The organism is Citrobacter sp. RHB21-C05 (assembly GCF_013889015.1).
Lineage (GTDB): Bacteria > Pseudomonadota > Gammaproteobacteria > Enterobacterales > Enterobacteriaceae > Citrobacter_A > Citrobacter_A sedlakii.
Genome location: NZ_CP057611.1, coordinates 1,675,855 through 1,689,830 on the forward strand (window position 1 = coordinate 1,675,855; position 13,976 = coordinate 1,689,830).

At 55.0% G+C, this 13,976-nt stretch carries 13 protein-coding genes; all 13 read left to right on the plus strand.

From position 1 onward, the window contains the following. The first annotated feature begins 2 nt into the window (after window positions 1-2). The 13 genes from wcaB (at window position 3) to wzxC (ending at window position 13,952) form a co-directional block, all read left to right on the plus strand. Window positions 3-491 (plus strand): colanic acid biosynthesis acetyltransferase WcaB, encoded by a 489-nt coding sequence (wcaB, locus tag HVX72_RS07935; RefSeq protein WP_181822934.1) that lies wholly within the window; start codon window positions 3-5, stop codon window positions 489-491. Then, window positions 488-1,705 carry a colanic acid biosynthesis glycosyltransferase WcaC gene (gene wcaC, locus HVX72_RS07940; protein ID WP_181822935.1) on the plus strand — a complete coding sequence of 406 codons (1,218 nt, stop codon included), beginning with the start codon at window positions 488-490 and terminating at the stop codon, window positions 1,703-1,705. The genes wcaB and wcaC overlap by 4 nt, the downstream gene beginning before the upstream one ends. Beyond that, a complete protein-coding gene (gene wcaD / locus HVX72_RS07945; protein WP_181822936.1) occupies window positions 1,680-2,900 on the plus strand; it encodes a colanic acid polymerase WcaD in 1,221 nt (406 codons plus the stop codon). Before wcaC ends, wcaD begins: the two co-directional genes overlap by 26 nt. A 13-nt stretch (window positions 2,901-2,913) precedes the next feature. Then, a complete protein-coding gene (gene wcaE, locus HVX72_RS07950) occupies window positions 2,914-3,660 on the plus strand; it encodes a colanic acid biosynthesis glycosyltransferase WcaE (RefSeq protein WP_181822937.1) in 747 nt (248 codons plus the stop codon). A 15-nt stretch (window positions 3,661-3,675) separates the two neighbouring features. Further along, on the plus strand, window positions 3,676-4,269 hold the full coding sequence (gene wcaF / locus HVX72_RS07955; protein ID WP_060569275.1) for a colanic acid biosynthesis acetyltransferase WcaF: 594 nt from the start codon (window positions 3,676-3,678) through the stop codon (window positions 4,267-4,269). A 30-nt stretch (window positions 4,270-4,299) separates the two neighbouring features. Further along, entirely contained in the window at window positions 4,300-5,421 is a 1,122-nt protein-coding gene (gene gmd, locus HVX72_RS07960; protein WP_042284320.1) for a GDP-mannose 4,6-dehydratase, read from the plus strand. A 2-nt stretch (window positions 5,422-5,423) separates the two neighbouring features. Then, the gene (locus HVX72_RS07965) at window positions 5,424-6,389 is read left to right on the plus strand and encodes a GDP-L-fucose synthase (RefSeq protein WP_181822938.1); all 966 of its coding nucleotides are present in this window, start codon (window positions 5,424-5,426) and stop codon (window positions 6,387-6,389) included. Window positions 6,390-6,391: 2 nt separating this feature from the next. Next, complete coding sequence (locus tag HVX72_RS07970) at window positions 6,392-6,871, plus strand: GDP-mannose mannosyl hydrolase (protein ID WP_181822939.1); 480 nt, start codon at window positions 6,392-6,394, stop codon at window positions 6,869-6,871. Further along, a complete protein-coding gene (gene wcaI, locus HVX72_RS07975; protein ID WP_181822940.1) occupies window positions 6,868-8,091 on the plus strand; it encodes a colanic acid biosynthesis fucosyltransferase WcaI in 1,224 nt (407 codons plus the stop codon). Before HVX72_RS07970 ends, wcaI begins: the two co-directional genes overlap by 4 nt. Before the next feature lie 3 nt (window positions 8,092-8,094). Further along, window positions 8,095-9,531: a mannose-1-phosphate guanyltransferase gene (gene cpsB, locus HVX72_RS07980; RefSeq protein WP_060569271.1), complete on the plus strand. Its 1,437-nt coding sequence runs from the start codon at window positions 8,095-8,097 to the stop codon at window positions 9,529-9,531. A 121-nt stretch (window positions 9,532-9,652) separates the two neighbouring features. After that, window positions 9,653-11,023, plus strand: a complete 1,371-nt coding sequence (gene cpsG, locus HVX72_RS07985; RefSeq protein ID WP_181822941.1) for a colanic acid biosynthesis phosphomannomutase CpsG — start codon at window positions 9,653-9,655, stop codon at window positions 11,021-11,023. Between the two features lie 54 nt (window positions 11,024-11,077). Continuing rightward, window positions 11,078-12,472, plus strand: coding sequence for an undecaprenyl-phosphate glucose phosphotransferase (wcaJ, locus tag HVX72_RS07990; RefSeq protein WP_042284302.1), 1,395 nt, complete (start codon window positions 11,078-11,080; stop codon window positions 12,470-12,472). 1 nt (window position 12,473) lies between these two features. After that, window positions 12,474-13,952: a colanic acid undecaprenyl disphosphate flippase WzxC gene (gene wzxC / locus HVX72_RS07995; RefSeq protein ID WP_042284298.1), complete on the plus strand. Its 1,479-nt coding sequence runs from the start codon at window positions 12,474-12,476 to the stop codon at window positions 13,950-13,952. The last annotated feature ends 24 nt before the right edge of the window (window positions 13,953-13,976 follow it).

Below are 13,976 nucleotides of genomic sequence, written 5' to 3' on the forward strand. Positions count from 1 at the left end.
GCATGCTGGAAGATATTCGCGCCAACAGCTGGAGTCTGCGCCCGTGCTGCATGGTGCTGGCTTATCGCGTCGCCCACTTTTGTTCCGTCTGGCGCAAAAAAAATGTCCTTAACAACCTGTGGGCCGCGCCGGTGCTGGTGCTGTATCGCCTGATCACCGAATGCCTGTTTGGCTACGAGATACAGGCGGCAGCGACCATTGGCCGACGTTTCACTATTCATCACGGTTATGCCGTGGTGATAAATAAGAACGTGGTCGCCGGGGACGATTTTACGATTCGTCATGGTGTCACTATTGGCAACCGCGGCGCCGACAGCCTCGCCTGCCCGGTGATTGGCAACGGTGTGGAGCTGGGCGCGAACGTCATTGTGCTGGGTGATATCGCTATTGGTAATAACGTGACCATTGGCGCCGGGAGCGTGGTGCTTGACGCCGTGCCGGACAATGCGCTGGTGGTAGGCGAGAAGGCACGAGTGAAGGGAATAAAATGAACATTCTGCAATTTAATGTGCGGCTGGCGGAAGGCGGTGCGGCTGGAGTGGCATTAGATCTGCATCAGCGCGCGCTGCAAAAAGGACTGGCTTCACGTTTCGTGTACGGCTACGGCAAAGGCGGAAAGAAAAGCGTCAGCCACAATCATTATCCGCATGTGAGTAAGCAGACGCCACGGTTGACGTCGGTGGCGAATATCGCCCTGTTTCGTCTGTTTAACCGCGACCTGTTTGGCAATCTCAATAATGTATACCGCAGCGTCACCCGCACGCCGGGGCCGCTGGTGCTGCATTTTCACGTCCTGCACAGCTACTGGCTGAATCTGGCCGAGGTGGTGGCGTTTTGCGAAAAGGTGAAAAACCACAAGCCGGACGTCACGCTGGTCTGGACGCTGCACGACCACTGGAGCGTAACTGGCCGCTGCGCCTTTACCGACGGTTGCGAAGGCTGGAAGTCGGACTGCCGGAAATGCCCGACGCTGAACAATTACCCACCGGTGAAGGTCGACCGCGCCCATGCGCTGGTGCACGGTAAGCGCCAGCTTTTCCGTGACATGCTGGCGCTCGGCTGTCAGTTTATCTCACCAAGCCAGCACGTCGCCGAAGCCTTTAACAGCCTGTACGGGGCAGGGCGTTGCCGCATCATCAATAACGGTATCGACGTGGCGACCGAAGCGATTCTCGCGGAGCTGACCCCGGTCAGCGCGACGGAAGGAAAACCGAAAATCGCGGTGGTGGCCCACGATCTGCGCTATGACGGTAAAACCAACCAGCGGCTGGTGCGCGAAATGATGGCGCTGGGCGAGGCGATCGAATTACATACCTTCGGTAAGTTTTCGCCGTTTGACGGAACGAACGTGGTCAATCACGGATTTGAAACCGACAAGCGTAAGCTGATGAGCGCACTGAACCAGATGGACGCGCTGGTGTTCAGTTCACGGGTGGATAACTATCCGTTGATTCTCTGCGAAGCATTGTCGATTGGCGTGCCGGTTATCGCCACCCATAGCGAGGCGGCGCAGGAGGTCCTGCAAAAATCCGGCGGTAAAACCTTCGACGACAGCGACGTACTTCGCCTGGTGCAGTTAAGCAAAGCCGATATCGCGCAGGCCGTCTTTGGCACTTCGCTCGACGCCTTTCGCGAGCGCAGCCGGGCGGCTTACAGTGGACAACAGATGCTGGAGGAATATGTCTCGTTCTATCAGAATCTGTAGCTATCTGCTGCTGCCGCTGATCTACCTGCTGGTCAACGTCAAAATTGCCCAGTTGGGCGAAAGTTTTCCCATCACCATCGTCACCTTTTTGCCGGTTTTGCTGCTGCTTTATGTGGAGCGCATCAACCTGAAAAAACTGATGATTGCATTGGGGATCGGCGCCGGGCTGACGGCGTTTAACTACCTTTTCGGCCAGTCGCTGGACGCCAGCAAGTACGTCACTTCCACCATGCTGTTTGTTTACATTGTGATCATTATCGGCATGGTCTGGAGTATTCGCTTTAAAACCATTTCGCCGCACAACCACCGCAAGATCCTGCGCTTTTTTTATCTGGTGGTAGGGCTGGTGGTACTGCTCGCCGCTGCCGAGATGGCGCAAATTATCCTCACCGGCGGCAGCAGCTTAATGGAAGCGATTTCGAAATATCTTATTTACAGTAACAGTTATGTACTGAACTTTATTAAATTTGGTGGCAAGCGAACCACCGCACTCTATTTCGAACCGGCCTTTTTTGCTCTGGCGTTAATCTCAATTTGGCTCAGCATCAAACAGTTTGGTATCAAAACACCTAAAACCGATGCTATGATTCTGGCAGGGATAGTATTATCAGGATCGTTTTCAGGGGTAATGACATTTATCTTGTTTTACCTGCTGGAATGGGCATTTCAGTATCTGAATAAGGATGCGATTAAGAAAAAACTGCCGCTGGCGATAATTTCATTAACCGTATTTCTGGTGGGGGTGATGTTCGCATTTCCTTATATCTCCACGCGCCTCGGTGATTTAGGCAAAGAAGGGTCATCGTCTTATTATCGTATCGTCGGCCCGCTGGTTATGGTCGGCTATTCTTTGACCCATATTGACGGCGTTGTCAGATTTGGCTCACTTTACGAATATGTCGCATCATTCGGAATCTTTAACGGTGCGGATGTCGGAAAAACAATAGACAATGGTTTGTATCTGCTGATTATTTATTTCTCCTGGTTCGCGGTACTCATGACTCTGTGGTACATGGGGAAAGTGGTAAAAATGACGCTTAATGCGTTTGGTGATAATCAGAATTTTCGGGTGCAGCTTTATCTTTTTACCCCGGTGTCACTGTTTTTTACCGGTTCAATATTTAGCCCGGAATATGCGTTTCTAATTGTCTGTCCGTTTATTTTGCGCAAAGCGCTCAATATTACAAAAGTATGATGAGGTTATTCCTATGCTGCTCAGCATTATCACCGTCGCGTTTCGCAATCTGGACGGCATTGTCAAAACCCATGCGTCACTTGCGCACCTGGCCCTGGCAAATGATATCAGCTTCGAGTGGATTGTGGTGGATGGCGGCTCGAACGACGGAACCCGCGAGTTTCTCGAAAACCTCAATGGCGAGTACGACTTACGCTTTGTGAGCGAACCGGATAATGGCATCTATGATGCGATGAATAAAGGCATAGAGATGGCGCAGGGAACGTTTGCGCTGTTCCTCAACTCCGGTGATATTTTTCATCCGGATGCTGCCCGATTCGTGCGTCAGCTGAAGACACAAAAAGATGACGCCATGATGACCGGTGATGCGCTGCTGGATTTTGGCAATGGTCATAAAATTAAACGCAGCGCGAAACCCAGCTGGTATATCTATCACAGTCTGCCAGCCAGCCATCAGGCGATCTTTTTCCCGGTCAGAGGGTTAAAAATCTGGCATTACGATTTGCAATATAAAGTGTCATCCGACTATGCGCTGGCCGCCAGAATGTATAAAGCAGGTTATCGTTTTAAAAAATTAAATGGCCTGGTGTCTGAATTTTCTATGGGCGGCGTGTCGACAACGAATAATCTTGAACTCTGCGAAGATGCGAAAAAGGTCCAGCGTAACATATTACGTGTCCCTGGTTTCTGGGCGGAGTTGTCCTGGCATTTACGCCAGCGCACGACGGGTAAAACGAAAGCCTTATATAACAAATCATAAATATAAGGAAATAATATGCAGGATTTACGCGGTTTTTCCGTGCCGAAAGGTTTTCGTGGCGCGAATGGCATAAAAGTTCAATTGTGGTGGGCGGTACAGGCGACATTATTTGCCTGGTCTCCGCAGGTCCTTTATCGCTGGCGCGCATTTTTGCTTCGTTTATTTGGCGCAAAAATAGGAAAAAACGTAGTCATCCGACCTTCGGTAAAAATTACCTATCCGTGGAAATTAACGTTAGGGGATTACGCCTGGGTCGGCGATGAGGTCAATTTATACACCCTCGGCGAGATTATTATCGGCGCAAACTCGGTGGTCTCGCAAAAAAGTTATTTATGTACCGGCAGTCACGATCACGCCAGCGCGCATTTTGATATTACCGCCACGCCGATTGTGATTGGCGAGAAGTGCTGGCTGGCAACCGATGTCTTCGTTGCACCCGGTGTGACGATTGGCGATGGCACGGTCGTTGGCGCCCGCAGCAGCGTTTTTAAATCGCTACCGGCAAATACGATTTGCCGTGGCAATCCCGCAGTGGTGATACGCGAACGCGTTGAAACGAAGAGCCCGGTTCAGAATGGCAAGACAGATAGCCTTATGAGCAGGGTTTGAAAACTTTGATAAGTACAGAGGAAAATAAACATGTCTAAAGTCGCTCTCATCACCGGCGTTACCGGACAAGATGGTTCTTACCTGGCAGAGCTGCTACTGGAAAAAGGGTATGAAGTGCACGGTATTAAACGTCGTGCCTCTTCTTTTAACACGGAACGTGTTGATCATATTTATCAGGATCCGCACGCCAGCAACCCCAAATTCCATCTGCATTACGGTGACCTGACGGACTCTTCCAACCTGACCCGTATCCTGCAGGAAGTGCAGCCGGATGAAGTGTATAACCTGGGCGCGATGAGTCACGTTGCGGTCTCCTTCGAGTCGCCGGAATACACCGCCGATGTTGACGCCATGGGGACCCTGCGTCTGCTGGAAGCGATTCGTTTCCTGGGCCTCGAAAAGAAAACCCGTTTCTATCAGGCGTCCACCTCTGAGCTGTACGGTCTGGTGCAGGAAATTCCGCAGAAAGAGACCACGCCGTTCTATCCGCGTTCACCGTATGCCGTGGCGAAACTGTATGCCTACTGGATCACCGTTAACTACCGCGAGTCTTATGGCATTTACGCCTGTAACGGCATTCTGTTCAACCACGAATCCCCACGCCGCGGCGAAACCTTTGTCACCCGCAAAATTACCCGCGCGATCGCTAACATCGCGCAGGGCCTGGAGTCATGCCTGTACCTCGGCAACATGGATTCCCTGCGTGACTGGGGCCATGCGAAAGATTACGTCAAGATGCAGTGGATGATGCTGCAGCAGGAACAGCCGGAAGACTTCGTTATCGCCACCGGCGTGCAGTACTCAGTGCGTCAGTTCGTTGAGATGGCCGCGGCACAGCTGGGCATCAAACTGCGCTTTGAAGGCGAAGGCGTAAATGAGAAAGGCATTGTCGTCTCCGTCACGGGCCACGACGCGCCAGGCGTGAAGGCAGGCGATGTGATTGTTGCCGTCGACCCGCGTTATTTCCGTCCTGCGGAAGTGGAAACCCTGCTGGGCGATCCGAGCAAAGCGCACGAGAAGCTGGGCTGGAAACCGGAAATTACCCTGCAGGAAATGGTTTCCGAAATGGTCGCGAAAGATCTGGAAGCGGCGAAGAAACACTCCCTGCTGAAGTCTCACGGCTACGAGGTTGCCATCGCGCTGGAGTCCTGAGAATGAGCAAACAACGAATTTTCATTGCCGGCCATCGCGGGATGGTCGGTTCCGCGATAAAACGCCAGCTTGAACAGCGCGGCGACGTGGAACTGATCGTGCGCACTCGTGAGGAACTGAACCTGCTGGACAGTCGTGCCGTTCATGACTTCTTCGCCAGTGAACGCATCGATCAGGTGTATCTGGCGGCGGCGAAAGTGGGCGGCATTGTCGCGAATAACACCTACCCGGCGGATTTCATCTTTGAGAACATGATGATGGAAAGCAACATCATCCATGCCGCGCACCTGAATAACGTCAATAAGCTGTTGTTCCTCGGGTCATCGTGCATCTACCCGAAGCTGGCGAAACAGCCGATGGCTGAGAGCGAGCTGTTGCAGGGAACGCTTGAGCCAACCAATGAGCCTTACGCCATTGCCAAAATTGCCGGGATCAAGCTGTGCGAGTCCTACAACCGTCAGTATGACCGCGACTATCGCTCGGTGATGCCGACCAACCTGTACGGGCCGCACGACAACTTCCACCCGAGCAATTCCCATGTGATCCCGGCGCTGCTGCGTCGTTTTCATGAGGCGACCGTGGAAAACGCGCCGGATGTGGTGGTGTGGGGCAGCGGTACGCCGATGCGTGAATTCCTCCACGTTGACGACATGGCCGCCGCCAGCATTCACGTGATGGAGCTGGATCGCGAAGTCTGGCAGGAAAACACCCAGCCGATGCTGTCGCACATTAATGTCGGTACCGGCATTGACTGCACCATCCGCGAGCTGGCGCAGACGATCGCGCAGGTGGTGGGCTACAAGGGCCGCGTGGTGTTCGACGCCACCAAACCGGACGGCACGCCGCGCAAACTGCTCGACGTCACCCGCCTGCATCAACTGGGCTGGTATCACGAGATCGCGCTGGACGCAGGCCTTGCCAGCACCTACCAGTGGTTCCTTGAGAATCAGCACCGGTTCCGGGGGTAAGCATGTTTTTACGTCAGGAAGATTTTGCCGCGATCGTTCGTTCCACGCCGCTGATCTCCATTGATTTGATTGTGGAAAACGAACGCGGCGAGTTCCTGCTGGGAAAACGAACGAATCGTCCTGCACAGGGCTTCTGGTTCGTGCCCGGCGGGCGTGTGCAGAAGGATGAGACGCTCAGCGATGCCTTTGCGCGCCTTACTCTGGCGGAACTGGGTCTGCGGCTGACGATGGCAGCGGGCCAGTTTTACGGGGTCTGGCAGCACTTCTATGACGATAACTTTTCGGGCAGCGACTTCACCACGCACTACATCGTGCTGGGGTTCCGTCTGAAGGTGAGAGAGGCAGACCTGCCTCTGCCTGATTCTCAGCATGACGCCTACCGCTGGCTGACGCCAGAGGCGCTGCTTGCCAGCGACAACGTGCACGACAACAGTCGTGCCTATTTCCTGGCCGATCGTCAGTCCGGAGTGCCGGGCTTATGAAAATTTTGGTGTATGGAATCAATTACTCGCCGGAGCTGACCGGCATCGGCAAATACACTGGCGAGATGGTCGAGTGGATGGCGCGCCAGGGGCATGAGGTGCGGGTCATTACCGCGCCGCCGTACTACCCGCAGTGGAAGGTGGGCGAGCGCTATTCCGCCTGGCGCTACCGCCGGGAAGAGGGCGATGCCACCGTCTGGCGTTGCCCGCTGTATGTGCCGAAGCAGCCCTCGACGCTGAAACGATTATTGCATCTCGGCAGTTTCGCGCTGAGCAGCTTTTTCCCGCTGATGGCCCAGCGCCGCTGGAAGCCGGATCGCATTATCGGCGTAGTGCCGACGCTGTTTTGCACACCTGGCATGCGCCTGCTGGCGAAGCTGTCTGGCGCGCGCACCTTACTGCATATTCAGGATTATGAAGTGGACGCGATGCTTGGACTCGGTCTGGCCGGAAAGGGCAAGGGCGGCAAGGTGGCAAAGCTGGCCTCCGCCTTTGAGCGCAGCGGCCTGCATAACGTCGACAACGTTTCCACCATTTCGCGTTCAATGATGAATAAAGCGCAGGAAAAAGGCGTCCCGGCGGAAAAAGTGATTTTCTTTCCGAACTGGTCGGAAGTGGCGCGCTTTCAGAACGTCAATGACGCGGATGTGCTTGCGCTGCGCAATCAGCTTGGTCTGCCGGATGACAAAAGAATCGTGCTTTATTCCGGCAATATCGGCGAAAAGCAGGGGCTGGAAAACGTCATCGAAGCCGCGGCTAAGTTGCGCGATAAGCCGCTGGTGTTCGCCATTGTCGGGCAGGGCGGCGGCAAAGCGCGACTGGAAAAAATGGCCCGTGAGCACGGCCTCGATAACATCAGGTTTTATCCGTTGCAGCCTTACGAAGCGCTGCCTGCGCTGCTGAAAATGGGCGATTGCCATCTGGTGGTGCAAAAGCGCGGCGCGGCGGATGCGGTTTTACCGTCCAAGTTAACCAACATTCTGGCGGTCGGCGGCAACGCGGTCATCACCGCCGAACCGGAAACGGAACTGGGCCAGCTGTGCAGCAACGCGCCGGGTATCGCCGTTTGCGTTGAGCCGGAATCGGTCCCGGCGCTGGTCGCGGGGATTACCACCGCACTCGCCATGCCAAAACACAACACGGTGGCACGTGAATATGCCGAACGCACGCTCGATAAAGAGAACGTGTTACGTCAATTTATTACAGATATTCGGGGATGAATCATGGGGCAAAATAAACTCTATCCGGTTGTGATGGCTGGTGGCTCCGGTAGCCGTTTGTGGCCGCTTTCCCGCGTACTTTATCCAAAGCAGTTTTTATGCCTGAAGGGCGATCTGACCATGCTGCAAACGACCATTTGTCGTCTGAACGGCGTGGAGTGCGAAAGCCCGGTGGTGATCTGCAACGAGCAGCACCGTTTTATCGTCGCCGAACAGCTGCGACAGCTCAATAAACTCACGGAAAACATCATTCTCGAACCGGCGGGTCGTAACACCGCGCCGGCGATCGCGCTGGCTGCGCTGGCGGCAAAACGCCACAGTCCGGACAGCGATCCGCTGATGCTGGTGCTGGCGGCCGATCATGTGATTGCCAACGAAGACGCTTTCCGTGAGGCCGTACGTAACGCCATGCCGTACGCTGAGGCGGGTAAGCTGGTGACTTTTGGCATCGTGCCGGATCTGCCGGAAACCGGCTATGGCTATATTCGTCGCGGCGAGGTGGTGCCGGGCGAGAAAGACGCGGTGGCCTTTGAGGTGGCGCAGTTTGTCGAAAAACCGAATCTGGAAACCGCTCAGGCGTATGTGGCAACCGGCGATTACTACTGGAACAGCGGTATGTTCCTGTTCCGCGCCGGTCGTTATCTGGAAGAACTGCAAAAATACCGTCCCGATATTCTGTCGGCCTGCGAAAAAGCGATGAGCGTCGTTGACCCGGATCTGGACTTCATTCGGGTGGATGAAGAGGCGTTTCTCGCCTGTCCGGAAGAATCGGTGGATTACGCGGTGATGGAACGCACGGCGGATGCGGTAGTGATGCCGATGGACGCGGGCTGGAGCGACGTGGGTTCCTGGTCCTCGCTATGGGAGATTAGCGCGCATACCGCCGAAGGTAACGTACACCACGGCGATGTGATCAGCCACAAAACCGAGAACAGCTACGTCTATGCCGAGTCTGGCCTGGTGACGACCGTTGGCGTTAAAGACCTGGTGGTGGTGCAGACCAAAGACGCGGTGCTGATTGCCGATCGCAACGCGGTGCAGGATGTCAAAAAAGTGGTTGAGCAAATCAAAGCCGACGGGCGTCATGAACACCATATTCACCGTGAAGTGTACCGTCCGTGGGGCAAATACGACTCTATCGACGCCGGTGACCGCTACCAGGTGAAACGCATTACCGTTAAACCGGGCGAGGGGCTGTCGGTGCAGATGCACCACCACCGCGCCGAACACTGGGTGGTGGTGGCGGGCACCGCCAAAGTCACCATCAACGGCGAGATCAAACTGCTTGGTGAAAACGAGTCTGTTTATATTCCGCTGGGCGCGACCCACTGTCTGGAAAACCCGGGAAAAATTCCGCTCGACTTAATTGAGGTGCGCTCCGGCGCCTATCTGGAAGAGGACGACATCGTTCGCTTCGAGGATCGCTACGGCCGCGTCTGACCATCATCTTTCGCGGCGCAGGGGCGCAGGCTTCCTGTAACGCGAAACCGAATGGGTATCCGAAATGATTATTCTCCTTCCGGGAGAGGGCTAACTGTTGCCTGAAGAAGGGTAAAAAAACATGACAAAATTAACCTGTTTCAAAGCCTACGATATTCGCGGCAGGCTGGGCGAAGAATTAAACGAAGATATTGCGTGGCGGATTGGCCGCGCCTACGGCGAATTTCTCAAACCGAAAACCATTGTACTCGGCGGCGACGTGCGTCTGACCAGTGAGGCGCTGAAGCTGGCGCTGGCGAAGGGGTTACAGGACGCGGGCGTCGATGTGCTGGATATCGGCCTTTCCGGCACCGAAGAGATCTATTTCGCCACCTTCCACCTCGGCGTTGACGGTGGCATTGAAGTCACCGCCAGCCATAACCCGATGGACTACAACGGCATGAAGCTGGTGCGTGAGGGCGCGCGCCCAATCAGCGGCGACACCGGCCTGCGCGACGTCCAGCGCCTGGCGGAAGCCAACGACTTCCCGCCGGTCAATATGGCTAAGCGCGGCAGCTATAAACAGATCACCCTGCGCGACGCCTATATCGATCATCTGTTTGGCTACATCAACGTCAACAACCTCACCCCGCTGAAGCTGGTGATCAACTCGGGTAACGGCGCGGCGGGTCCGGTCGTGGACGCTATTGAAGCGCGCTTTAAGGCCCGGGGCGTACCGGTGGAGTTCATCAAGGTGCATAACACCCCGGACGGCAACTTCCCGAACGGTATTCCTAATCCGCTGCTGCCGGAATGTCGCGACGATACCCGCAATGCGGTGATTGAGCACGGCGCGGACATGGGGATTGCTTTTGACGGCGATTTCGACCGCTGCTTCCTGTTCGACGAAAAAGGGCAGTTTATTGAGGGCTACTACATCGTCGGCCTGCTGGCGGAAGCGTTCCTCGAAAAACACCCGGGCGCGAAGATCATCCACGACCCGCGCCTGTCCTGGAACACCGTCGATGTGGTGAAGGCCGCAGGCGGCACGCCGGTGATGTCGAAAACCGGTCATGCGTTCATCAAAGAGCGGATGCGTGCGGAAGATGCTATTTACGGCGGCGAAATGAGCGCCCACCACTACTTCCGTGATTTCGCCTACTGCGACAGCGGGATGATCCCATGGCTGCTGGTGGCGGAGCTGGTATGCCTGAAAGGGCAGTCGCTGGGCGAGCTGGTCCGCGACCGGATGGCGGCGTTCCCGGCGAGCGGTGAAATCAACAGCCAACTGGCGGAACCGGCGACGGCGATTGCCCGCGTGGAGGCGCATTTCGCGAAAGAAGCGCTGTCGGTGGATCGCACTGACGGCATCAGCATGTCGTTTGCCGACTGGCGCTTTAACCTGCGTTCGTCAAACACCGAGCCGGTGGTACGCCTGAACGTCGAATCGCGCGGTGATATCCCGCTGATGGAAGCGCGAACGCGCACTCTGCTGACGCTGCTGAATCAGTAAGGTCAGGTCTTCCCTTACCCGGTCGCGGGTAAGGGGCTAATAACAGGAACAACGATGACAAATCTAAAAAAGCGCGAACGAGCGAAAACCAATGCATCGTTAATCTCTATGGTGCAACGCTTTTCAGATATCACCATCATGTTTGGCGGGCTGTGGCTGGTCTGCGAAGTGAGTGGACGGCCCTTCCTGTATATGCACCTGTTGGTGGCGCTGATTACGCTGGTTGTTTTTCAGATGCTGGGCGGCATGACCGATTTTTACCGATCCTGGCGCGGCGTCAAAATTTCCACAGAACTGACGCTCCTGCTGCAAAACTGGACGCTGAGCCTCGTTTTTTGCGCGGGTCTGGTGGCGTTTAACCAGGATTTCGATAATCGCCTGGGCACCTGGCTGGCGTGGTATCTGTTGAGCAGCATTGGCCTTGTGATCTGCCGTTCGTTTATCCGCTACGGCGCGGGCTGGTTGCGCAACCGCGGCTATAACAAACGCCTGGTGGCGGTAGCGGGCGACCTGCCAGCCGGACAGGCGCTGCTCGACAGTTTTCGCAACGAACCGTGGCTGGGCTTTGAGGTGGTCGGCGTCTATCACGACCCGAAACCGGGCGGTGTATCTTCCGACTGGGCCGGAAATTTTGAACAATTGATTGAGGATGCCAAAGCCTCACGCATCCATAACGTCTATATCGCCATGTCGATGAGCGACGGCGCGCAGGTCAAAAAGCTGGTGCGCGAACTGGCGGATACCACCTGTTCGGTGATCCTTATCCCGGACGTCTTTACCTTCAACATCCTGCATTCGCGCATTGAAGAAGTGAGCGGCGTGCCGGTGGTGCCTCTGTATGACACGCCGCTGTCGGGCATTAACCGACTGCTGAAACGCGCGGAGGATATTGTGCTCGCCTCGCTGATCCTGCTGCTGATTTCACCGGTACTGTGCGGTATCGCGCTGGCGGTGAAGTTGACCTCGCCAGGTCCGGTGATCTTCCGCCAGACCCGCTACGGTATGGACGGCAAGCCGATCAACGTGTGGAAGTTCCGCTCAATGAAGGTGATGGAAAACGACAAGGTGGTTACGCAGGCGACGCAGAACGATCCGCGCGTGACGAAAGTGGGTAATTTCCTGCGCCGCACTTCGCTTGATGAGCTGCCACAGTTTATCAATGTGTTGACCGGCGGGATGTCGATTGTCGGCCCGCGTCCACATGCGGTGGCGCACAACGAACAGTATCGACAACTGATTGAAGGCTACATGCTGCGCCACAAGGTAAAGCCAGGCATTACCGGTTGGGCGCAGATCAACGGCTGGCGCGGCGAAACCGACACGCTGGAGAAAATGGAAAAACGCGTCGAATTCGACCTGGAATACATCCGCGAATGGAGCATCTGGTTCGACATCAAAATCGTTTTTCTGACCGTTTTCAAAGGCTTCGTTAACAAAGCGGCGTATTAAGATGAGCTTACGAGAAAAAACCATCAGCGGCGCCAAATGGTCGGCCATCGCCACGGTCATTATCATCAGTCTTGGGCTGATTCAGATGACCGTGCTTGCGCGGATTATCGATAATCATCAGTTCGGCCTGCTGACCGTCTCGCTGGTCATCATCGCATTGGCGGATACCCTGTGCGACTTTGGCATTGCCAACTCGATTATCCAGCGCAAAACGATCAGTCACCTCGAGCTTACCACCCTGTACTGGCTGAACGTGGGGCTGGGGATTGTGGTGTGCGTGGCGGTATATCTGCTGAGCGATGTTATCGCAGGCGTGTTGCATAATCCGGATCTGACGCCGCTGATAAAAACCCTTTCGCTGGTGTTTGTCGTGATCCCGCATGGGCAGCAGTTCCGCGCGCTGATGCAAAAAGAGCTGGAGTTCAACAAGATCGGTATGATCGAAACCAGCGCGGTGCTGGCGGGCTTTACTTTCACGGTAGTCAGCGCCCATTTCTGGCCGTTGGCGTTAACCGCGATTCTGGGGTATCTGGTCAACAGTGTCGTGCGCACCCTGCTGTTCGGTTATTTTGGCCGCAAGATTTATCGCCCGGGTCTGCATTTTTCCCTGAAGTCCGTCTCGTCAAACCTGCGCTTTGGCGCCTGGCTGACGGCGGACAGCATCGTCAACTACGTCAATACCAACCTTTCCACGCTGGTACTGGCGCGCATTCTCGGCGCCAGCGTCGCGGGTGGTTACAATCTGGCTTATAACGTGGCGGTGGTGCCGCCAATGAAGCTTAACCCGATCATCACCCGCGTGCTGTTCCCGGCGTTTGCCAAGATTCAGGACGACACGGAAAAGCTGCGCGTGAACTTTTACAAACTGCTGTCCGTTGTGGGAATCATTAACTTTCCGGCGCTGCTCGGGCTGATGGTGGTTTCGGATAACTTCGTGCCGCTGGTGTTTGGCGAAAAGTGGAACAGTATTATCCCGGTGCTGCAACTGCTGTGCATCGTCGGTCTGCTGCGCTCGGTGGGTAACCCGATTGGTTCCTTACTGATGGCGAAAGCGCGGGTGGATATCAGTTTTAAATTCAATGTGTTCAAAACTTTTCTCTTTATTCCGGCAATCATTATCGGCGGGCAGATGGGGGGGGCGATTGGCGTAACGCTGGGCTTCCTGCTGGTGCAGATCGTGAATACCGTACTGAGCTATTTCATCATGATTAAGCCGGTGCTCGGTTCCAGCTACCGCCAGTACATTCTGAGTCTGTGGCTGCCGTTTTATCTCTCGTTGCCCACATTTATCACCGCCTACGGCGCAGGGAAGTTATTTGACAAAGCCTTGCCGCTGTCCGGTGTCTTCACTTTACAGGTCGTGGTCGGAATAGTGAGTTTTATTTTAATGCTTATTTTTTCACGCAACGCGCTGGTCATGGAAATGAAAAGACAGCTGTTCGGCAGTGCAAGAATGAAAAAATTATTACGTGTCGGATGACAGGTAAATAAATCGATAAGAGGC

Coding starts and splice junctions, on each gene's coding strand:
- wcaB (WP_181822934.1), top strand. CDS start 3: ATGCTGGAAGATATTCGCGCCAACAGCTGGAGTCTGCGCCCGTGCTGC.
- wcaC (WP_181822935.1), top strand. CDS start 488: ATGAACATTCTGCAATTTAATGTGCGGCTGGCGGAAGGCGGTGCGGCT.
- wcaD (WP_181822936.1), top strand. CDS start 1,680: ATGTCTCGTTCTATCAGAATCTGTAGCTATCTGCTGCTGCCGCTGATC.
- wcaE (WP_181822937.1), top strand. CDS start 2,914: ATGCTGCTCAGCATTATCACCGTCGCGTTTCGCAATCTGGACGGCATT.
- wcaF (WP_060569275.1), top strand. CDS start 3,676: ATGCAGGATTTACGCGGTTTTTCCGTGCCGAAAGGTTTTCGTGGCGCG.
- gmd (WP_042284320.1), top strand. CDS start 4,300: ATGTCTAAAGTCGCTCTCATCACCGGCGTTACCGGACAAGATGGTTCT.
- HVX72_RS07965 (WP_181822938.1), top strand. CDS start 5,424: ATGAGCAAACAACGAATTTTCATTGCCGGCCATCGCGGGATGGTCGGT.
- HVX72_RS07970 (WP_181822939.1), top strand. CDS start 6,392: ATGTTTTTACGTCAGGAAGATTTTGCCGCGATCGTTCGTTCCACGCCG.
- wcaI (WP_181822940.1), top strand. CDS start 6,868: ATGAAAATTTTGGTGTATGGAATCAATTACTCGCCGGAGCTGACCGGC.
- cpsB (WP_060569271.1), top strand. CDS start 8,095: ATGGGGCAAAATAAACTCTATCCGGTTGTGATGGCTGGTGGCTCCGGT.
- cpsG (WP_181822941.1), top strand. CDS start 9,653: ATGACAAAATTAACCTGTTTCAAAGCCTACGATATTCGCGGCAGGCTG.
- wcaJ (WP_042284302.1), top strand. CDS start 11,078: ATGACAAATCTAAAAAAGCGCGAACGAGCGAAAACCAATGCATCGTTA.
- wzxC (WP_042284298.1), top strand. CDS start 12,474: ATGAGCTTACGAGAAAAAACCATCAGCGGCGCCAAATGGTCGGCCATC.